General features: G+C 34.3%; 19 protein-coding genes. 8 read left to right on the plus strand and 11 right to left on the minus strand.

All coding sequences use genetic code 11. From position 1 onward, the window contains the following. Window positions 1-15: 15 nt before the first annotated feature. Entirely contained in the window at window positions 16-864 is an 849-nt protein-coding gene (locus M0G43_RS05135; protein WP_248024076.1) for a T9SS type A sorting domain-containing protein, read from the minus strand. A 58-nt stretch (window positions 865-922) separates the two neighbouring features. Here M0G43_RS05135 and M0G43_RS05140 point away from each other — a divergent pair, with 58 nt between their 5' ends. Further along, window positions 923-2,518, plus strand: a complete 1,596-nt coding sequence (locus M0G43_RS05140; protein WP_248024078.1) for an ABC transporter substrate-binding protein — start codon at window positions 923-925, stop codon at window positions 2,516-2,518. A 57-nt stretch (window positions 2,519-2,575) separates the two neighbouring features. Here M0G43_RS05140 and M0G43_RS05145 read toward each other — a convergent pair whose 3' ends face one another. The 9 genes from M0G43_RS05145 to M0G43_RS05185 form a co-directional block, all read right to left on the minus strand. Next, window positions 2,576-4,477, minus strand: coding sequence for a S8 family serine peptidase (locus tag M0G43_RS05145; RefSeq protein WP_248024081.1), 1,902 nt, complete (start codon window positions 4,475-4,477; stop codon window positions 2,576-2,578). A 126-nt stretch (window positions 4,478-4,603) separates the two neighbouring features. Next, window positions 4,604-5,512 carry a TolB family protein gene (locus M0G43_RS05150; RefSeq protein ID WP_248024082.1) on the minus strand — a complete coding sequence of 303 codons (909 nt, stop codon included), beginning with the start codon at window positions 5,510-5,512 and terminating at the stop codon, window positions 4,604-4,606. Between the two features lie 16 nt (window positions 5,513-5,528). Continuing rightward, window positions 5,529-5,855, minus strand: a complete 327-nt coding sequence (locus M0G43_RS05155; RefSeq protein ID WP_248024084.1) for a hypothetical protein — start codon at window positions 5,853-5,855, stop codon at window positions 5,529-5,531. Window positions 5,856-5,859: 4 nt separating this feature from the next. Then, window positions 5,860-7,608 carry a hypothetical protein gene (locus tag M0G43_RS05160; RefSeq protein WP_248024086.1) on the minus strand — a complete coding sequence of 583 codons (1,749 nt, stop codon included), beginning with the start codon at window positions 7,606-7,608 and terminating at the stop codon, window positions 5,860-5,862. Beyond that, the gene (locus M0G43_RS05165; RefSeq protein WP_248024089.1) at window positions 7,596-8,801 is read right to left on the minus strand and encodes a DUF4249 domain-containing protein; all 1,206 of its coding nucleotides are present in this window, start codon (window positions 8,799-8,801) and stop codon (window positions 7,596-7,598) included. The genes M0G43_RS05160 and M0G43_RS05165 overlap by 13 nt, the downstream gene beginning before the upstream one ends. Before the next feature lies 1 nt (window position 8,802). Continuing rightward, complete coding sequence (locus M0G43_RS05170; RefSeq protein ID WP_248024091.1) at window positions 8,803-11,589, minus strand: TonB-dependent receptor; 2,787 nt, start codon at window positions 11,587-11,589, stop codon at window positions 8,803-8,805. A gap of 22 nt (window positions 11,590-11,611) precedes the next feature. Beyond that, window positions 11,612-12,313: a hypothetical protein gene (locus M0G43_RS05175; protein WP_248024093.1), complete on the minus strand. Its 702-nt coding sequence runs from the start codon at window positions 12,311-12,313 to the stop codon at window positions 11,612-11,614. A 70-nt stretch (window positions 12,314-12,383) separates the two neighbouring features. Beyond that, on the minus strand, window positions 12,384-13,559 hold the full coding sequence (locus M0G43_RS05180; RefSeq protein ID WP_248024096.1) for a GlmU family protein: 1,176 nt from the start codon (window positions 13,557-13,559) through the stop codon (window positions 12,384-12,386). 118 nt (window positions 13,560-13,677) lie between these two features. Continuing rightward, window positions 13,678-13,929, minus strand: coding sequence for a type B 50S ribosomal protein L31 (locus M0G43_RS05185; protein ID WP_188604597.1), 252 nt, complete (start codon window positions 13,927-13,929; stop codon window positions 13,678-13,680). A 232-nt stretch (window positions 13,930-14,161) separates the two neighbouring features. Between M0G43_RS05185 and M0G43_RS05190 the strand changes: the two genes are divergently transcribed. The 7 genes from M0G43_RS05190 (at window position 14,162) to M0G43_RS05220 (ending at window position 21,165) form a co-directional block, all read left to right on the plus strand. Then, complete coding sequence (locus M0G43_RS05190; RefSeq protein WP_248024098.1) at window positions 14,162-14,689, plus strand: DUF4199 domain-containing protein; 528 nt, start codon at window positions 14,162-14,164, stop codon at window positions 14,687-14,689. Window positions 14,690-14,733: 44 nt separating this feature from the next. After that, complete coding sequence (locus M0G43_RS05195; RefSeq protein ID WP_248024101.1) at window positions 14,734-15,681, plus strand: glycosyltransferase family 2 protein; 948 nt, start codon at window positions 14,734-14,736, stop codon at window positions 15,679-15,681. Window positions 15,682-15,762: 81 nt separating this feature from the next. Further along, window positions 15,763-17,493, plus strand: coding sequence for a phospho-sugar mutase (locus M0G43_RS05200; protein WP_248024102.1), 1,731 nt, complete (start codon window positions 15,763-15,765; stop codon window positions 17,491-17,493). Continuing rightward, entirely contained in the window at window positions 17,493-19,322 is a 1,830-nt protein-coding gene (locus tag M0G43_RS05205; protein WP_248024104.1) for an ABC transporter ATP-binding protein, read from the plus strand. Before M0G43_RS05200 ends, M0G43_RS05205 begins: the two co-directional genes overlap by 1 nt. A gap of 294 nt (window positions 19,323-19,616) precedes the next feature. Then, window positions 19,617-20,159 (plus strand): RNA polymerase sigma factor, encoded by a 543-nt coding sequence (locus tag M0G43_RS05210; protein WP_248024105.1) that lies wholly within the window; start codon window positions 19,617-19,619, stop codon window positions 20,157-20,159. A 56-nt stretch (window positions 20,160-20,215) separates the two neighbouring features. Continuing rightward, complete coding sequence (locus M0G43_RS05215; RefSeq protein ID WP_248024108.1) at window positions 20,216-20,722, plus strand: hypothetical protein; 507 nt, start codon at window positions 20,216-20,218, stop codon at window positions 20,720-20,722. Further along, window positions 20,722-21,165 (plus strand): sensor of ECF-type sigma factor, encoded by a 444-nt coding sequence (locus M0G43_RS05220; RefSeq protein ID WP_248024110.1) that lies wholly within the window; start codon window positions 20,722-20,724, stop codon window positions 21,163-21,165. Before M0G43_RS05215 ends, M0G43_RS05220 begins: the two co-directional genes overlap by 1 nt. 68 nt (window positions 21,166-21,233) lie before the next feature. On the opposite strand, the gene M0G43_RS05225 is transcribed toward M0G43_RS05220, so the two are convergent. Further along, window positions 21,234-22,280 (minus strand): WD40/YVTN/BNR-like repeat-containing protein, encoded by a 1,047-nt coding sequence (locus M0G43_RS05225; RefSeq protein ID WP_248024112.1) that lies wholly within the window; start codon window positions 22,278-22,280, stop codon window positions 21,234-21,236. Between the last annotated feature and the right edge of the window lie 100 nt (window positions 22,281-22,380).

Consider the following 22,380-nt stretch of genomic DNA (forward strand, 5'->3'; position numbering starts at 1 on the left):
AGCTTTAACTTAAAGTTATGACTTAATTAATTTTTTCGATGCGGTGCCATTATCTGTTTTAACTTGCAACATATATACTCCACTATTCAAATGACCTATATTCAATGTTAATTCATTTTTCCCTTTAAAAACTAATTGGCCAGTTAACGAATAAATTTCAACCGAATGTAATGTGTTCGAAGGGTGTAAGTCTATATTAATTATATCTGAAGTAGGATTTGGACTTATGGATACATTTGAAACTGAATAATCATCAATAGAAAGTGCAAACCCTGTAACATTTAGTATAACGTGCACATTTGAAAATCCGAGAGAAGCTAAGGTCGAAACAGGAATTCCGCAGCCAACAGATGAAAAGTAGGTTGGGGCTGACTGACCGGCTGAATTTGACCCCACAAAAAATTGGGTTGTATGAGAAGGGGTTATTTCATCTGGTATATTGATTTCTACCACTAATTGTGCAGGGGCCATTACAGTGGCATTAATTGGAACGGTTTTTATAGTATTAGCATCTGTTCCCACAATTGGAACAGAAACCGTTGATACTTCAGTTAATGTTCCTGCGGGAAAAGCTCCGCCAGCATTACTATAAATTGTAATATCTATGGCGAACCCAGGAGCAATGGTGGTTGCCATTTGAACTCCAAAACTAACTTGATCTACATCAAATTGAGTGTATCCAAGAGCCGCAATATCAAAAGCTCTGAAATATTGATTATCAGCAGGAACATTATTAGCATGGCAGGCAATTGTGTTATCTGCAATTATTGCATTTGAATTAGTTTGTGTTAAAGTAATTTGGGCACTCGATATAGCCAAAAAACTCAAATTAATTAACAAAAATAAAAAGTAATTTTTTTTCATAAGTTTGTTTTAATTAGTCGTTGTATTAAAAACTAAATTAATCTTATTTAATAAACTAATGAAATATATAAGCATTTTATTTTTAATATTATACATACTATTTACCGGATGCGATTCTAAAAAGAATGAGGAAATCTCTATTTTCAGATACAACGAACACAAAAATATCGGTTCATTGGATCCTGCATTTTCAAAAGACATTGCGGACATCTGGGCAACAAACCAACTTTTCAATGGATTGGTTCAAATGGATGAACAAATGAACGTTCTTTCCTGTATCGCAAAAAACTGGACTATTTCTGAAGATGCTACCACATACTTATTCAATTTAAGAAATGACGTTTATTTTCATAAGCATCAGATTTTTGGAAAAGATTCCACCAGAATCGTTGTAGCCTCTGATTTTGAGTATAGTTTTAGCCGATTACTTGACAAAAAACTTGCATCTCCAGGAAGTTGGGTATTGCAAAAAGTAGAAACTTTTCAGGCCTTGAACGATTCAGTATTTGAAATCAAGCTCAAACAACCTTTTCCAGCATTTTTAGGACTTCTTACCATGAAATATTGCAGTGTTGTGCCTAAAGAAATTGTTGAGTTTTATGGAAATAATTTCCGCTCGAATCCTATTGGGACTGGACCATTTAAATTCAAACGATGGGAAGAAAATTTAAAATTGATTTTTAGAAAAAATCCTGATTATTTTGAAAAAGATGAAAATGGTCAAAAGTTACCATATTTAGAGGCTGTTTCAATTACATTTCTACCTGATAAGCAGAGTGAGTTTCTTCAGTTCGCACAAGGAAACATTGATTTTGTTTCTGGTTTGGATGCTTCATATAAAGATGAAGTTTTGACGGCATCAGGAAAGTTGAAAGACGCTTATGAAAATGATGTTAATTTGATTCGAGGCCCCTATTTGAATACTGAATATTTGGCTTTCTTCCTGGATTCTGAAACTCCTGAAATGAAATCTGAACTAATTAGAAAGGCAGTTAATTATGGATTTGACAGGGATAAGATGATGATTTATCTCCGTAATGGTGTGGGCATTCCTGCCAATGGTGGTTTTATTCCAAAAGGACTTCCTGGACATAACGAATCCATAGGATTTGACTATCAACCTCAAAAAGCCAAAGAATTGGTCGATCGATTCAAAATAGAAACAGGCATTCAAAACCCTAGCATAACCATTACAACAACTAGTAATTATTTAAGCTTTTGTGAGTTTATTCAACGTGAAATACAAAAAACAGGATTGGCTGTCAAGGTTGACGTTATTCCTGCGGCTACACTTAAAGATGCCAAAGCCAATGGAAAGTTAGAAATGTTTAGGGCAAGTTGGGTAGCAGATTATCCTGATGCTGAAAATTATCTTTCCTTATATTATAGTAAAAATTTTGCTCCCAACGGCCCCAATTATACTCACTTTGCAAGTGAACAATATGATCAATGGTATGAAAAAGCATTCGAAACCACCGATACGAGCGAACGAACCAAGTTGTATTCAAAGATGGACTCATTGGTGATGCAAAAGGCTCCAGTAGTAATTATGTTCTATGACGAAGTTTTGCGTTTTACCAGAAAAAATGTTAGTGGGTTGGGGATTAACCCAATCAATCTTTTAGAGTTGAAGAGAGTAAAAAAAAATAGTTAAATTTGGTAAACAAGCCTTTTCAAATTTTAATATGAATGGCTTGTTTACCAAATTTAACTATTCGACAATCAATTTTTTGATTGTTTTATTTCCTTCATCTTCAATTTCAACAAAATAAACACCTCTTAGCAATGGTGAAGTGTCCAAGTTTATTGAATTGTTTTGAAAATTTTGATATTTGTTCAAGACAAGTTTTCCTTGTAAATCGAAAACACTTACCTCTAACTTATCACTAAATACTCTCATGGATTTTAAGGTGACCAAACCGTCGGCAGGGTTAGGGAATAAAATAACTGAATTGTTCGGATCATCCAAATCCGTGGTTGATAAAACACCACTTACTACACCGTTAACCACTAAAGAAAAGTTTTGCATACCATTCAATAATGAGCCTTTATGAGTTACGGTAATTGTATAACTTCCTGCTGGAATGTTCGCCACATCGATTCTTTCCACGTTATCCCTGAAGTTATCACCTTTAGCAGCGGCAGCTGTAAAATTGTTAAATGTTGCATTGGGAGTCATAACCCAAGGTTCATAAGTAAATGTCCCATTAGATATTCTTACATCCAAATCATTCACCAACATCAAGGTAGGGTTATCAAGTGTCGTTGGATTTACTGGAGTTCCTTTGGGATCAGTCCATACAATTGTCAAAGCCAACGGAGTTGTACCATCGACTTGTATCCCAGCCGTATATGTCTCTCCATCGGCCAAAGACAATTCTTGAATATCTGACGTAGTTCCTTTATTACTAATTACTTGAGCCGCACGTTCAGCATTCAAGAGTCCCCAACCACTCTGAAAATCAGGACCATCATAAGCTCCTAATTCATCGGTTGTACATAAAACTAGAGCTTTAGCAGTTGCAGCTCTCATATATGCTCCATTTTGGTTGTTATAATGTTGTTGTAACAACGTGAGAGCTCCTGTTAAAGTTGGAGCAGACATAGAAGTACCGCTTTTATTTGCATATAGGTTTGTTGCTGATGGATTTGCTGTGCTATATTCCGAAGATCTCAAAGACACGCCATTGGTTGTTATATCTGGCTTTATTCTCCAATCGTCGGTTGGTCCCCAATTACTAAAGGTTGATTGGGTAACAGAAAAGGGACCAACATAATTAGCCACGTCATATACAGCACCTACCACCAAAAAGTTTTTTGAAGCTGCGGTCGTATAAATGAGATCATATCCTCCATCTGATAGGTTAACGCCATCATTTCTATTGTTCCCTGCAGACTTGCACATTAATAAGAACGGGGCGTTGTAAGCAATTTCATCCCATTGACCTGAATTAAAAGTGTATACACCATATTCTATAGTATCTCCATCAGGATCATTAGAACTATAGGAGTGATTTGAAACAATGCCACCCGCTGCGCCAAATGCAGCAATTTCTGCTTCGTCAAAATTGCTTCTGTAAGCTAGGATATTTGCATTTGATGCCATTCCTCGAGCACTTGGATCTACCCCAGTTGCAATCATTGTTCCTGCAACGTGTGTAGCATGAGATGTATAGACTTCAGCTTCGCCTAAAGTTACTTTTCCATTATATTCGATATGATTTAACAAAGGTACACCTGATGCCTCCCAATGGCCAATCAATACACCTGTACCGTCGAGATTCAAGCCACTTGAGCCTCCAACCCAAATCCTATTAACCCTTGCTGTATTCGCTGCATTTATATTATCGTCATGATCATAAACGGGATCATCATTTTCATCAAATCCAGATAAGTAGTTGACCCTTCCATTATCATCGACAAATTCATAAATTAAATTTTGGTTTTTAGAAAGGCTTAAGGCTTTAGCATTTTCAGCTTGATATTGCTGTACCAAATGGTTTAATTGTTGGACATTTGTTTGCTGAATGATTTTCGCACGCTCTATATCATTTTGCGAATTTACTTTGAAAATAAAAATGACAAAAACGGAGAGAAATAATTTGTTTTTCATAAATGTTTTAAATTAGTTAGGCGCCTCAATATAAGTATATAATCTTATTGGAGACAAGAAAAACCTCCTACTTTGGTTTAAAACATAAAAAAATTACCATAAAATGTGATTTAATACAGTTTATGATTATTCTGAAATTGTAAAATAATAAATATCATCTTCACCTTTTCCTTTTGCTCTATTTGAAGTAAAATAACCCTCTTTACCATTTTTATTCAATTCAAAACAAATGTCGTCACCACGGCTGTTTATTGGTTGAGGCATCAATTCTGGTTTACCAACTTTACCGTCCTCATCAATTATACATTTATAAATATCAAGACCTCCAACACCTCTGGCTCTATCTGACGAAAAGTAAAGAACATTGTCATGCGAAATGGTTGGGAAAGTCTCCCTACGTGGTGAATTGATTTCGTCTCCCAGATTTTCGGGATCGCCAAACTTATTGTCACCTTCTATCTTTACTCTAAAGATATCAGTCGGTCCTTTTGCGCTCGGAATGTTAGATGTAAAATACAAATAATCACCATTTGGACTTACGGCCGGATGTGCATAGGAATAGTTCTCATCACAAAAAGATAGAGCTTTAAAATTTTTATAGCCTTTTCCTTCAACATATTCACCACGTTCAATACGTAAATTTCTAGTTTTTTCACCCTTTTTGTAAACATCACCTCTTTTTTCTTCGTTGGTAGTCACATACATATATCTTCCATCTTTGCTAAAGGCCGCTGTTGAACTGTTAAAAGTAAACTCGTCTGAAGATTTAAACTCTTTAGGATTGATGATTTCTCCTCCATCCGCAACTTCACCTTGATAGACTGTAAAAATTGTTTGGTTCATTCTGTTTTTCTCGACAGTCCCAAATTCATTCACCTTATAGCGAGAATAGAATACCCTGTTATCTTTTTGATAGACAACACCATATTGACTCATTTCGTCATTTATTTTAAGGTTTTTAATGATATATTTTTCTTCTTGAGCATAAGAAGAAAATGCCAAAGTAATTAAGGCCACATTAAATAGGTATTTCATAAATAAATTTTAAATATTAATCAATCTGTTTTCCAATATCTTGGATTTCGTCTTCTACTATCACAACGGACTTTTCCCAATTTGCTTTAAGTAGATAATGAAATAAATATGCTGCTGCAATCCCAAAAGGCAAAGCTATTAAACCTAAAGCCAAATTGTTATCCCAATCAAAACCAATTCCGACTATCTCATCCAAAATACCAATTAATATTCCTCCAATAAATGTGCCAACATAATAAACGACCACACCTAGAATGGCAAATAGCCATTTATTCTTGTTAAATTCTTCGGCAAGTTTATAAAAATACTTTCCTATAAAATATATGAGTAAAATTCCTAACATATCTTTAATTATTTATAACTCTAAAAGTTTCATTCAGTATAATATTTTCTCCAAAATTATCATAAGCTCGCACAGTTATTAAATAATAACCAGAGATATCAGATGTATAGAATTGAATGCTCGTTACAGGAGTATTTTCATTTAAATTTGGTTCCCATAGCAGTTGGGTTCTAAAATCTGGGATCCGTTTTTTTTCTTCGACATAATTTTGCCGAAAATATATTTTCTTCAAGGCAGGCTTCGGAATTTCTCGGCTCTTAATAAAGTCTCCAAACGAAAAGTGATTTTGAGCTTTCTTTAATTTAATGTCGATGATTCCATTATACATAACCGAACCTATTGAGTATACACCCTTTACCAAACTAACAGAAGCCACCTCCCTAGGATTGTAATTGACAAGAAATTCTTCATCCTGAATCTGAAGTCCATCGAGAAGCAATAGAGGCTTGATATTCTCATAGTTTCCTGAAAATGGGTTATCAAAATCATAAACTACAAATCGATGCTTCCCATCGTTATTTCGAATGGCCGCCTCTTGAACAACTTCAACGAAAGTTTCTTTCATAGAGTTGAAACGAGTAAAATCATCAAGCACATATGCTTTATTGGGCATTCCATAAAAGGAATTGGTAGGGATGTTTATCAAAACACTGTCCCTTTTAATATCGTAATAAGCGCTCTCAACCTGGTTGAAAATGCTGTTTTGAACAATATAAGATTCGATATTAGTGTCCAATTTCAAATCGTAAAAAGCTAATTCGCCATAGCGATCGAATAATTTAGGTGAGAGTGTCAATTCAAAATCACCCCTGTCATCTCCAATAATTTGGATCACCGCCCTTTCTTGTGGATAAGCCTCAAACAAGTTAAAATAAAACTCACCACGCTTGTTTGTCTTTGAAGATTTATAAATATAATCATCACCAGGAATGGAGAGCGATACACCAATGTTTTCAACAGGTAATCCAGATTTAATATTAGTTACTCGACCATAAATCAACTCCCCTCTCATTTCTGGTAGATGATTTTTATTTAATGAAATTTGTTGTGATTGTTTCTCTGTAGGAAAAATGGTTTCAACATTAATTGAATCTATTTTTTTGACGGAAATAGAATAGCTTTCAAACTTTTTATAATCAACAGAATTAGTAATCGTAAGATTAACTTTACTTCTCAACCCATAAACTTTTGAGTCAGTATCTATTTTTAGACCTATAGAATCATTAACGATATTTAATTTTAAATCATTTCGTCTTGAAACTTCTACATATGGATTTTTATCCGTAAAATCCATTTTTAAATCATTATCGGCAGCATTTAAATAAGGATTAATGATATAAACATCTTTTTGGTCAAAAGCATTATGTTTATGGTTGTTTAAAGACCATTGTGTATACGCTATTAGCTTGTAATGTCCCGATTTCACTGTTGCTGGCAAGAAATAATCTCCTGAACTAAATCCATTTTCTAGATGATGTTTGTGTTTAAATATTACAGTATTAGATTCAGAGACTAGTTCAACATATCCGATGTCACTTACAGTGTTTTCAAAATCAATTGATCGACAATTAAATACATAATAAATTACTTGCCCAGACAAGGCAACCGTTGTATTGGCAGTGAGTATTACCTGTTCTTCAGGAAAAGACTTGAATGCTGAAACCTCGCCAAAATTCTGTGCTTTAACAATTAAACTAACACAGAAAATCAAGCTTTGAAAAACTACTAATATTTTACCTTCTAATCTTCCCAAAATTCAGGTATTGCTGTTGATGAAAATGAAGTACAGTCTCCACACTGAACCCCAACAAAAGTATATATGGGAAATTGCCCGTCAAAATAGCTGTAACTCCCATTAGTAAGGATTGTATATATAAAATTAAAATCATTTCTATCTCCATCAAGACCTGTATTATCATTATAATCTACATCTTCTTGAAAATTGCAATCAAAGAAGTATTGAGGTTGTTGAATACCAAAGTCACTATAATCAAAGAAAATCCTCTTTGTACTGACAGAGGTTACCTGAAAAAACCCAATAACATTTTCTTCTGCATTTGAAATTGAAGTAATGTTTCCTTGTATAAATCCGGGTTGATTGTTTGCAAAAATATTATCTATGGTTCCTAATTCCTTCAGTATCTTATAAAAATTATATGCCTCTACAGATTGAACATTTTGTCTAACTAATATGCTATATCGCTCACGTATTGTACTATCTTCAACATCAATAAACCTGACAGGAAATTGTGTAACAGAATTATTTTGAGAATCTATTAATGATGTTTGAATTATGTCTGTTGATTTTTTTGTTGAATAACAAGTTTTAACATCTTCAGGTTTTGGCACCAATTCCAATTCATATGAAGTGCCATTCCCAGAAACATTTGTTAAAATCAAATCCAATCCACTATAGTAAGGAACAACAATTTTATAGGTTTCTTCGTAATCATATTTAAAATATGTTGCATCACTACCTCCATTATTTCCATTGACATAAACCTGTATTCCTTGTTTACCATCGATCATTTCAAAGGATGTTGATAAACTTTCTATTTCGGATAGTGGAGGCAAGACTTCTTGAGTTGAGGTGTAAATCGCACCATCAGATAATGTAACTCTTAATGTATAATTGATTCCTGCTTGAGCGGCAAAAACTTCATTAGAACGGTAAACACCAGGGTTTGCTTGTGAAAAGCTATATTCTATACCCTCATCGGTTTCTATTACCACTTGAGCATTATTGACTTCAGTTGGTTCATCACTTTCAAGTCTATAAGTTTTGGAAAGCTTGATCTCTTGAACTTTCAATTCATCTGTTAAAGTTGCCTCTACCACCAAAAGACTTTCAAAATTTTCTGTTTTGATCTCATACTCTTCAGTACAAGAAAACAAAAAAACTGCAAGCACTATTAATACGAGATTTTTAATTTTGAACACTTCCATTCTAAAATTTAAAATTATAGGTTATTGTGGGTATTGGCACGGCAAAAATAGAAGTCTTGTATGCCTTAACACCTCCTTGCTCACTGACGAAATACACAGAATAGGGATTGCTTCGCCCCAGCACGTTATAAACTGAAATATTCCAAAAACTGTGAGCAAATTTCTTAATCTTATGATTTCCTTCAATATTTACTCCTAAATCCAATCGATAGTAGTCAGGAATTCTTTCAGCGTTTCTATCACTATAAACCACTTGTTCGGTACCATTGTATATAAATTTGCCTATAGGGTAAGTCAAAGGTCGGCCTGTTTGATAATTGAAATTCATCGAAAAACTATAGCGTTTGGTTAACTTGAAATTGGAAACAATATTAAAGTCATGTGGCCTATCATAGTTTGAAGCGAAAAACTCACCGTTATTAACGCGTTCTGTTAAGAACTCACTGTCCAATTTTATCTCTGATTTGGAATAAGAGTAACCAATCCAACCATTCAAACGCCCGTTTTTCTTTTTTAACAAAAACTCAATACCGTATGCTCGGCCTTCTCCTTGCAGTAATTCAGTTTCTATATTCTCGTTCAAATTTAACTCTGCGCCTATCTTAAAATCAAGAATGTCATCCATTTTTTTATAGTAGCCATCAACGCTAGCTTCATATACATCATTTCCAAAATTCTTAAATACACCTAATGAAAATTGATGCGCTTTTTGTGGCTCAATGTTTAGGTCAGATAATTTCCAAGTATCAACAGGAGACATTGTAGTATTGCTAGACAACAAATGAATGTACTGTATGGTTTTATTATAACCACCTTTAACAGACAGCGAAGGCGACAAAAAATAACGAAATGAGACCCTTGGTTCAAATCCACTATAAGATTTTATAACTTCATTATTCTGGTATGTAATTGTTTCAACCACACTTTCATCGCTTATTGGTTGTCCTGGTGCGTATCTATTTTGTGTTCCTTTCCCCAATGCAGAATAGAACGAATATCTCAAACCAATATCAAATGATAATTTATCATTTACTTCCATCAAATCGGAAACGAAAAAAGCTGATTCCAGAGCCTTCTCTCGTTCTATTTTCTTAAACTCAATACTAGAATTATCTCCTAAAGGTTTTATTTCCCCAGGCTCAACGAAATATATTTTAGAGCTAAAGCCGTAATCAAATTTATGTGCTTTATTGTGAAGATATTTTAAGTTGAACTTCAACTCGGTCTCGTCAATACTATAATCGTAGTTAAAATCTCTATTAAATTCATTTTCGTAAGAGATGTTAAACTTATATTGGCTATTAACCAATTGAACATTACCCCTGTGCTTATCGTTGAAAGTATGATCCCATTGCATTGATGCTAATCGATTGTGGTATTTAAAAATAGAATCTGATGTGATACTGAATTTGTCGTTACTAAAGTACAGCGTTCCTTTCAAACTGTTGTTGTCATTGATTTTATGGTTGTATTTAACAACCGCATCATAAAAAGATGCTTCACTATTTTTAACTGACTCTTCCTCTATCATATTCAAAATCCATCCAGAATATGTGGCTCTAACGGCTGTCATTAATGATGATTTATTTTTTATAATCGGAGTTTCCAGTGTCAAATTCCCCGTTACAGGACCAACACTAGCTTCACCTGAAAACTTCTCAACATTTGATTCTTTAGTTTCAATATCTATAACCGAAGATAATCTTCCTCCATATTCGGCAGGAATTGTTCCTTTAAAGATTTTTACATTACCAGTGGTAAATGGGTTAATAGCTGAAAAAATACCGAAAAAATGGGAGGGGTTATACATAACCGCCTTATCAAATAATATTAAATTCTGATCAGTTTTTCCTCCCCTAACATTATAACCCAAAGCACCCTCTCCAGCGGTTTTTACCCCTGGCATTGTGGTGGCAACTTTCAAAACGTCTCGTTCTCCCAATACTAGAGGAATTGTTTTAATTTGCTCGACATCAATGGTTGTTACACCGACAATGGTTTGCTTAATATTATCATCTTTATTGGATTCTATGATAATTTCTTCCAGTTGAGTTAGAGACTCTTCGACTTCAAGATTTAACATTCCGTTGCCATAAACCACAATTTTTTGTTCAGAATCTTGATACCCTAAAGATTTTGTATATATCTCATATGTGCCTCTTGGAAGTTTTAATGAGTAAGCTCCGCTTTCATTTGTGACACTATTTGTGTTCCTACCTTTAACTGCCACAACAATATCAGATACAGGTTTTTTGGTTGAATAATCAATAATGGTCCCAGAAATTGTAAAAGTAGTTTTCGTGTCTCTTGAATCAGCTTTTCCAAGAGTGATGTACTCACGCTTTGAGTTGTTGTTTTCGGATTGATAGTCCTTTTGCAAAACAGGAGTATCATAGTCTGGTTCTAAATCTTCATCACCGTTTGAAATCAAATTGGGATTACTAATTTTGGTTTTCTCAAAGTATCCCGAAGGCAATTCGCTATAAATCAAACTGTTTCTAGTCAAAATAACAGACTTCTCATAAATAAGAAAGTTCAACAATGAGTTCTCTAAAATTGCTTGCAAAACTTCTTTCAATGATGAGTTATTATATGTTCCTGTAACCTTTTTTTCATCTAACAACCACTCCTCCTGAAAGTAAAAATTATAGCCTGTTTGCTCTTCTAGCTTAATCAATACATCCTTTAAAAAGACATTATCAAAACTGACTGTTACTGTTGGATTCTCTTGACTATATAGAAACGAAACAACAAAAAATGTCAGAATAATTAATACTGCTTTTTTCATATTTATTTGTTCGGTACAGGCATTAGTCATTCAGCGACAATGTGTTCAAAAGCATTCTCATAAACCCAATTTTATCTCTAGACTCTAGAAGATTGTTATTCTTATAAAATAATTTAATCTCATCTTTTCGTTCTGAAAATATTCCAAGTAAGTCATTTTTAGAATCGACTTCATAAAAATTAGATTCATATTCCAACAATAAGGTTTTCTTGATCGAATAAGTATAATAACTCACCTTGTCACCCAATCGTTTCTTCTTAAACTTTTCATGTTTTACATATAGAATGCCCATATCATTATTTAGAACAACCTCGAAATAACCATTTTTATAAAAGGAAAAATTGGAAGCCTTTTCGCTCAATTTCACAAAATTCCTTCCGTGAACAGAAAATGAACTCACCAATGTATGTTCTAAAATGATATCGTAATGTGTATTCTGAAAAAGCAAATTATCTTCAAGCAAATCATACTTCAATTGGCTTTGATTATAATTTTGTGAATTGTAATTCACTTTGCCTAAAACAAATTTATCCGTTTCAAAAAATCGAAATTCATCTTTTGAATTTGTAGGGAAAATATCTTCAAACAATTTCCCAGTATTCAAATCATTCCCGTAACTACCAACAAGGTCATCAAACTGGCTATAGAGAATCTCTGTTTGGGATTGAGAATATAGAACGTAGGAGAGTAATAAAGTTAAAATGGGTAAATACCGTATTTTCATTCCGATTTTTATGTTAAAGACATCGAATTTACGAAAAAAGAAAAGTCTTACATCCTTTAAGTACGTTTATTTATTCTCTCCTATATTTTTTCGTAATTTCAAAAACGTGTTCCAAAATAGCTTTATCAGTATCTGTCAATTCAACATCGCGTCTCGACATCACGACTTCAGCTACTTCAAAAGCTTTTTTAGTGAGATAGGTGGTGAAACCTCCACTTCCTCCCCAACTAAAACTCGGCACAAAATTTCTTGGAAATCCGCTTCCAAAAATATTGGCACTGACTCCAACCACAGTTCCTGTATTAAACATGGTATTAATGCCACATTTGCTGTGATCTCCCATCATCAGACCACAAAATTGCAATCCTGTTCTCGCAAAAGATTCCGTATTGTAATCCCACAATCTTACTTCAGCATAGTTGTTTTTAAGGTTAGAATTATTGGTATCAGCTCCAAGATTGCACCATTCACCCAATATGGAATTCCCCAAAAAGCCGTCATGTCCTTTGTTTGAATATCCGAAAATGACTGAGTTATTCACTTCGCCACCTACTTTACTATGCGGACCAACAGTGGTTGGACCATAGATTTTGGCGCTCAATTTTACAGTCGCATGTTCACAAAGCGCAAATGGCCCACGAATCACGCTACCTTCCATAATTTCGGCATCTTTGCCAATATAGATGGATCCCGAACTTGCGTTCAATGTGGTAAATTCTAATTTTGCGCCTTCTTCCAAAAAGATATTCTGTGGCGCAATAATATTGTTGCTGGACGGAATGGGTTGAGAACGTCGCCCTTTGGTCAATAATTCAAAATCATCTTCAATTGCCGCTCCGTTTTTTGAGAAAATATCCCAAGTGTGTTCAATCTTGAGTACCTCATCTACATATTCAATGGCTTCAAAAGTTTCAAAATTTATATCCTCTTGCGCGTTTTTGGTGTAGAATGCTATGATATCTTCATTTTTGAAAATAGCTTGGTTTTCTTCTAAATTCTTTACGATTTCCACCAATTCAGCATTTGGTAAAAAAGAAGCATTAATTAACACATTTTCATCCATTTCCACCATCGGATATTTATCTGACAGATAATCTTCTGTAATCGTGGTCGTGGTATTGCCAAGATATTGCTCCCACTTTTCTCTTATGGTCAAAATACCTATTCTAATATCTGCAACCGGTCGCGTAAATGTAAATGGCAATAAGTTATTCCTGAAAGGGCCGTCGAATAGGATATAGTTCATGTGCTTTAGGTAAAAATGATGGTTTATAAAAACTCAACTCAAAAGTAGTGTAATTAAAGAAAATAAAAAAAGCCTTCCGAACAATTCAGAAGGCTTCAAATATGCTTGGCTGCTAAAATTATTTTTTGAATTTAGCGTATTTGTTTTTGAACTTATCAATACGACCTGCAGTATCAACCAATTTAGATTTACCTGTGTAGTATGGGTGAGATGTTCTAGAGATCTCCATCTTCACAACTGGATACTCAACACCATCAACCTCAATTGTTTCATTGGTATCTGCTGTAGATTTTGTCAAGAATACGTCGTCATTAGACATATCTTTAAATGCTACAAGTCTATAATTTTCTGGATGTATACCTTTTTTCATCTCTGATAACTTTAAATCATTTCAATTTTTGGAAGTGCAAATTTAGGTATTTTTTGCAAACCTGCAATTTTTTTGCTCTATATTTTTTCATTTTATAGATCACTCGTCTTGCGCTTGCAAAGATAATCACATTCATAACAACCACCAAGAGTTTAAACGGAATACAAAATTCTTGTAACGTTTTGGTATATTTGTTTACTAACTAGCGTAACAACTTTTAAAATCAACTATTATGGAAGAACAAAAACCTAAAGCAAGTAAATTTATCATCAATTATGGTGTGATATTGGGAATCGTGTCCATTCTCATCTCTGTGGTGATGTATGTAACCAACTTATACATCGAGAAAAGCTGGATTGCAGGAACCTTAAGCTTTATCGCTATGGTTGCAATACTTATATATGGCATTAATGAATTCAAAAAGAACAATGCTGGCTTCCTGTCATTAGGTCAAGCCATAAAATTAGGTATCGGAATGGCATTGGTTGCTGGAATCATTGGAGTGGTTTATAATCTGATTTTTGTCAATTTTATAGAGCCGGATTTTATGGAACAAATGATGCAAATGCAGTTTGATAAAATGGTCGAAGACAATCCAAATATGACGCAAGAGCAGCTCGAAATGTCGATGGAAATGGGTCGAAAATTTTCCTCTCCATGGATTACTTCTGCAATATCAATAGTTGGTTCGCTATTCTTGGGATTGATTATTTCGTTGATAGGTGGACTTATTATGAAAAAAGAAAACAATCACGCTTAAATAATTTGAGTATTTTTGGAATACAAAAACTTGAATTCATTTAAATGGACATATCAGTAGTCATACCACTACTTAACGAACGAGAATCGTTGAACGAACTACACGATTGGATTGCAAAAGTTATGCAATCCAATCGTTTTTCGTATGAAATTATTTTTATTGATGATGGCAGTACCGACAATTCTTGGGAGACGATTCAGCAACTTTCAATAAAAGATATTAATGTTAAAGGAATTCGGTTTTTAAGAAATTTTGGCAAGTCACAAGCGTTGCACGCTGGTTTTGAAAAGGCTCAAGGCAATGTGGTCATCACTATGGATGCAGATTTACAGGATAATCCAGAAGAAATACCTGAACTTTACAGCATGATTGCCAATGATAATTATGATCTGGTATCTGGATGGAAGAAGAAACGCTACGATTCGGTTCTTTTAAAAAATTTGCCATCAAAACTCTTCAATTGGGCAGCGAGAAAGACTTCCGGTGTAAAGCTCCATGATTTTAATTGTGGACTGAAGGCTTATAATCAAAGTGTTGTAAAAAACATTGATGTCAATGGCGAAATGCATCGATACATTCCTGTTTTAGCAAACAATGCAGGTTTCTATAAAATAACTGAAAAAGTTGTACTTCATCAGGCCAGGAAATATGGATCTACAAAATTTGGCATGGACCGCTTCGTACACGGATTTTTAGATTTGGTAACCATCTGGTTTATATCGCGTTTTGGCAAAAGACCCATGCATTTATTTGGTGCCCTCGGAGTGATTATGCTGTTTATTGGTTTAGCTTTTACTGTTTACCTTGGAGTTGATAAACTTTTTTTCAACCCAACAGGTCGTTTGATTACCGCTAGACCTCAATTTTACATTGCCCTTGCTACCATGATCATGGGAACTCAATTTTTCATTGCTGGATTTTTGGGTGAACTTGTTCTTCGCACCAGAGAAGACAAAAAACGCTATCTAATTAAGGAAGAAATCAACCTGTAGTCTTTCATTCCAAATTTAGCCTGTTTTAAAATCCATACATTTATCAGATTGCTTATTTTTGTATAATAATTTCAATGACTTATGATTTATATCGAACCATCCATTTTAGAACGCATCAATACTTGGTTAACTCCTTCCTTCGATAAGGAAACTCAAGATTTCATCAAAGATAGCATAGCGCATCACCCAAAAGAAATTCAAGAAAGTTTTTACCAAGATTTAGACTTTGGAACTGGAGGTATGCGTGGTATAATGGGAATTGGCACCAATAGAATTAATAAATATACACTCGGAAAAAACACACAGGGCTTAAGCAATTATATGCGCAAGGTATTTCCTAGTGAGCCATTGAAAGTTGCCATTGCATACGATTGCAGGCATAATAGCAAGACACTTGCAAAGGTCGTTGCCGACGTTTTTTCGGCAAATGGCATTACCGTTTATTTGTTTGAAGATTTACGCCCTACACCAGAATTGTCATTTGCAGTAAAGCATTTAGAGTGTCAATGCGGTATTGTCTTGACTGCATCTCACAATCCGCCAGAATACAACGGTTATAAAGTTTATTGGCAAGATGGTGGGCAGTTGGTACCACCACAAGATGGGGAAATAATCAAAGAAATCAATAAGCTGGATTATTCTGAAATAAATTTCAATGCTAATAAAAGTTTGATTAAAACCATTGGCAAAGAGGTTGACGATGTATTCATTGATGCTTCTGTAAAAAATGGAAGTTTCAATACATCTCAAGAAGCAAAAGATAATTTAAACATTGTGTTCACTTCCTTACATGGAACCTCAATCACGACTGTCCCAGAAACTTTGAAGCGAGCAGGTTATAAAAACGTGCATATTGTCGAAGAACAACGTGTACCTAATGGAGATTTTCCCACAGTAAAATCTCCAAATCCTGAAGAACCTGAAGCGTTGAAAATGGCCTTGGAATTGGCTGATAAAGTAAATGCTGATATCGTTATTGGCACTGATCCAGATTGTGACCGACTAGGTGTTGCTGTCAGAAATCCTGAAGGTGAATTGGTTTTACTGAACGGAAATCAAACTATGGTAATGATGACCGATTTTCTTCTGAAACAATGGAAAAAAGAAAATAAAATTGTTGGTAAAGAATTCATTGGTTCTACAATTGTTTCTACGCCTATGATGGCCGCATTGGCAAAAAATTTTGGTGTTGAATATAAAGAAGGTCTGACAGGTTTTAAATGGATTGCCAAAATGATCAAGGATTTTCCGAACCTCAACTTTATTGGTGGAGGTGAAGAAAGTTTTGGTTTTATGGTTGGTGATTTTGTGCGCGACAAGGATGCTGTGACCTCTACCTTATTGGCAATTGAGATAGCTGCACAAGCAAAAGCCAATGGAAGTTCTTTTTATAATGACTTGATTCAATTATATGTTGATAATGGTTTTTACAAAGAGCGATTGATTTCGATGACGAAGAAAGGAATTGAAGGTGCACAAGAAATCAAACAAATGATGGTAGATGCTCGTGAAAATCCATTGAAAACAGTGAACGGTTCCAAAGTAGTTAGAGTTGAAGACTATCAACTGTCAAAAGCTAAAGATTTCGTCACAAATACTGAAGAAACGCTCGATATTCCGAAATCAAATGTATTGATTTATTATACAGAAGACGGTAGCAAGATTGCCTTGAGACCAAGTGGAACTGAACCGAAAATTAAATTTTATATCAGTGTCAACACACCATTAGACAATGTGTCAGCATTTAAAACTACGGAACAACATTTGGAATCCAAGCTTGACGCCATTGTCAAAGACATGAAATTATCTTAATGGATAAAAATTTAGCCAAATTAATTCCCTATACAAAGCCATATAAAACTAATATTATATGGAATATCATATACAACATACTCTATGCGCTTTTTAGCACGTTGTCTTTGATTACGATTTATCCTTTACTGGAAGTTCTCTTTTCAGAAAATGAAAGAATCACGGTAAAGCCAATATATACTGACATTTACAGTATAGGAGACTATCTAAAAGACAGTCTCTTCTATTATATGTCTGATCTTACCGAAACCCGAGGGCCTCAATACGCTCTGTTGTTGACAGTTTCTCTCGTTATCTTTACATTTCTTTTAAAGAATCTTTTTAATTATTTGGCATCATACCACATTATGATTCTGAAAAATGGCGTATTGCGAGACCTACGTAACAAACTGTACGACAAAATCATATCCTTACCAATTCCTTATTATTCTGAAAAAAGAAGAGGTGATGTCACAGCGCGTATGTTGAGCGATGTGCACGACGTTCAGAATTCATTTTTCACGATTTTGGAACTGATTGTAAAAGAACCATTGACTATTCTTTTTGCAATTATTGCCATGCTTAACATCAGCTTGGAGTTGACACTTTTCGTTTTCATATTTATTCCAATTTCTGGATTTATCATTTCAAGAATTGGTAAATCTTTAAAGTCGAAATCAACTAAAACGCAGGAAGAGCGTGGTTACTTGGTATCATTATTAGAGGAAAGCCTTTCTGGATTAAAGGTTGTAAAAAGTTTCAATGCGGAATCTACATTCAAATCTAAATTCAATGCATCCATACAGCAATTGTATAAATTAGCCAATAGCATCGGAAACAAAAATAACTTGGCATCTCCTTTGAGTGAATTTATGGGGATTGTGACCATAGCTATCCTGCTTTGGTATGGTGGTAATTTGGTTTTGGTAGATAAAACATTGGAAGGCTCGTTGTTTTTAGTCTATATGGTACTAGCTTACAATATTTTGACACCAGCCAAAGCCATTTCAAAAGCGTCATATGCTGTAAAAACCGGTTTGGCAGCTGCCGAAAGAATCTTTGAAGTTATTGAAGAAGAAGATACCATTCCTTCAAAAGAAAATGCAATAGTTAAAGAAGAATTGCTGGAAAAAGTATCTGTTGAAAATGTCACTTTTCGATATAAAGATGAAAACGTACTCAAGAATTTTTCATTTCAGGTACCAAAAGGAAAAACAGTTGCCTTGGTTGGCCAGTCAGGAAGTGGAAAAAGTACGATTGCTAATTTATTGACACGTTTCTATGATGTCAACGAAGGAAGTATCAAAATTGATGGTGTCGATATAAAAGATATGGATGTCCATTCGCTTCGGGCTATGATAGGATTGGTAACCCAGGATTCCATTCTATTCAATGATACTGTAAAAAACAACTTACTCATTGGTAGAGAAACTGCCACTGACGACGATATTATTGATGCTCTAAAAGTTGCTAATGCTTGGGAATTTGTAAAAGATTTACCTGATGGGATCGATACCAACATTGGCGATGGTGGAGGCAAATTATCCGGCGGACAAAAACAGCGTTTGAGCATTGCACGCGCTGTTTTGAAAAATCCACCGATCATGATTCTTGATGAAGCTACTTCTGCGCTAGATACCGAAAGTGAACGTTTGGTACAAATTGCCCTAGAAAATATGATGAAAAACAGAACGTCGATTGTCATCGCACATAGACTTTCAACGATTCAAAATGCCGATGAGATTATTGTAATGCAGAAAGGTGAAATTGCAGAGCAAGGCACACACAACGAATTGATGACGAAAAATGGTGTTTACAAAAGGCTTGTTGATATGCAAAGCTTTGAATAAATAAATCAAACATTGTCTATGAAATCGGAAAAGGATGCAATACAAATTGCATCCTTTTCAGTTTATTACCAGATTTGGGGCAACTGGTAACTATTAAGTAGGTTAGATATTGTAAACATATAAGTTTTGTCATTAAAAAGCAAGAAAAAAATGTATTTTATCGTATTAAATTACATTTCGTCGATATAATTTATTATAACTTCCTGATTTAAAGTTTTTTAATTTTTAAGAATAAATTAGATTTTTCTGATTAAACTTTCACTAACTTCATAAGTCCTATTAAAAACGCATTTTGTGGATAGCGAATTTGAGTTAATTAACCGATTAAAATCAGAATCAACAAAAGAGCAAGCCTTTAAAGAGTTACTTTCTGAATATAAGGAAAGACTTTATTGGCATATTCGCAATATCATAAAGTCTCACGACGATGCTGATGATGTTTTACAAAACACCTTTATAAAAGTTTATAGAAATATCCACGGATTTAAGGGCGAAAGCAAACTGTTCTCTTGGATGTATAGAATTGCCACAAACGAAGCTTTGACATTTTTGAACCAAAATTCAAAACGCACGAATCAATCAATTGAAGAATTTCAGCAAAAAGCGGTATCAAACTTAAAAGCTGATGTTTATTTTGAAGGCAGCGATATTCAGTTAAAACTTCAAGAAGCGATTGCTACATTGCCTCACAAGCAACAGTTGGTTTTTAATATGAAATATTTTGAAGACATCAAATACAGCGAAATGTCAGACATTCTGGAAACCAGTGAAGGCGCTCTTAAGGCATCTTATCATATTGCAGTGAAAAAAATTGAAGAATACTTAACTAAAGATTAAACCATTAAGAGAAATTTTAGTCATAATAAAGTAACCCAAGTCTCTACAGGAGAGTGATGAAAAACGAAAAATTACATAATATCAAAACCACAGGCTTTAAAACGCCAAATGATTATTTTGATTCTGTCGAAGATTCTGTTTTTTCCAAATTGAACGAACCACAAGTTTTAGAAAACACAGAATCTCCAGGGTTTAAAGTGCCAAAAAATTACTTTGAATCTTTGGATGAAATCATTTTGAGCAAGGTCGATGGAAATGAATCTAAAGTTATTCCTTTTTTCAAATGGAAAAAGATGGCTTACGTTTCAGGAATTGCAGCAAGTGTCATTTTGGCTTTTAATCTGTTCATAAATAATTCAAACGAGGTCACTTTTGATAATTTGGAAACTGCATCCATTGAAACTTATTTGATGAATGAAGATTTGAACGCATATGACATTGCTCCATATCTCGGAAATGTTGATTTGAATTCAGACAATTTTGTAGAAAATAGCATTAATGCATCAGATATAGAAGATTATTTGCTTCAAAATTCTGATGTTGAACACCTAATAACAGACTAATGAGAACACTTATAATTGCATTACTATTGTCAGTGTCATTACACAGCTTTTCGCAAGACAATGACCGACGCGAACGCATCAAAGCCCTAAAAGTGGCTTACCTTACAGAACAATTGGAACTTTCCAAAACCGAAGCACAGCAGTTTTGGCCTGTTTACAACACATTTGAGGAAAAAGAACACGAACTTCGTAAGGAAAACTATTCCAAACGTAAAGAAATCAACTTTGAATCATTGAGCGAGCAAGAGGCCAAAAAAATGATAGATGATATGGTTTCTGCCGAAAAAAAGAAGCAAGAACTACGTGAGAACTTTATTAGGGACTTGCAAAAAATTCTACCTTCAAAAAAAATCATCAAACTTAAAGTCGCCGAAGACGAATTCAACAAAAAAATGTTTGAGGAGTTTAAAAAAAGGAAAGATTCTAAAAAGGGTAAACCGTAATTTATTTCCGTAAGACGAATGTCAAAATTCCATGTTTCAGTTCCAGTAATTGAAATTTGGAATTTTTTTTATCGAAATTTCAGAAGAGATATTTTTCCTTGCCCAGAAGCGTATGCCACGCTATCATTCAAAAATCGAATGGCGTGAAAACTTTCGTTACTTAAATGCTTCCAAGAATTGCCCTTATCATTGGTGTAATCAATTCCATTGGGACCAACTGCAATTAAAGAGTTCGCATCAGATTCTGGAACATATTGCACACAGCTACTATAACCTGGCTGTTTTCCATCAGCGACTACAGACCACGTTTTTCCACCATCAGAAGTAATGATTTTATTGGATTTCGTTTGTTCTGGCACTGTATAATCGCCTCCTACGGCAAATCCGTTGTTTTCATCATAAAAATCAATTGAATAAATTCCTGTGGTTTCTTTGCCATTTATCATAGGTGTATCAAACACTTGCCAAGAATTTCCTTTATCAGAAGAGAAAAGAATCCTGCTCACCTTCCCTCCTGTCGCAATCCAAGTCTTATCACCAACCACGGCAATATTTGTATTGCTTGCAGCAAAGGCCGCTTCGCCATTTTTAATTTTCGGAAGTTTATCACAGGAAAACTTACTCCAAGTTTCACCACCATCTCGAGTAATGATGATACTTAGGCAATCTTCCGTTGGATCGCCTATTGCAATACCTTCGTTCTTATTCCAAAACGTCATTGCATCATAAAACACCTTTTCGTGTTCTTCTTTATAGACCAATTCCATTTGGCCATTATCACCTGTTTTATATAACAGAGCAGGATTTCCAATACCCAACATAAAAAAATCTGTGGATGTATGAGTCACAGCTCTAAATTGTGGATTCAAGGTGTCATATAATTGTATGGAAGTTCTCCAACTTTTTGTTTTTGGTTTATATAATCCGAATACACCATTATTAGCTGCAAATGCAAGGCTTTTATCATTCAAAAGCTCAATTGCCCTAATACTCAAAGTCGAATCTTTATAGATGTCTTCTATTTCTACATTGGTGAAAATTTTCACCTTCTTTTCTGTGGAACGATTACAGGAAAAAAGTCCTATCATTAAGAGTAGAAAAGAAAAGATTCGCATAGCTGAAATTTTTTCTGAAAGATACTTCATTACCGTTAAAAAAATAAATTATTCGTGTATTCGATTCAATTTAGCGTAACTTTGCACGCTAATTTTTTTA

The organism is Subsaxibacter sp. CAU 1640, from assembly GCF_023156585.1.
Lineage (GTDB): Bacteria > Bacteroidota > Bacteroidia > Flavobacteriales > Flavobacteriaceae > JBPOFM01.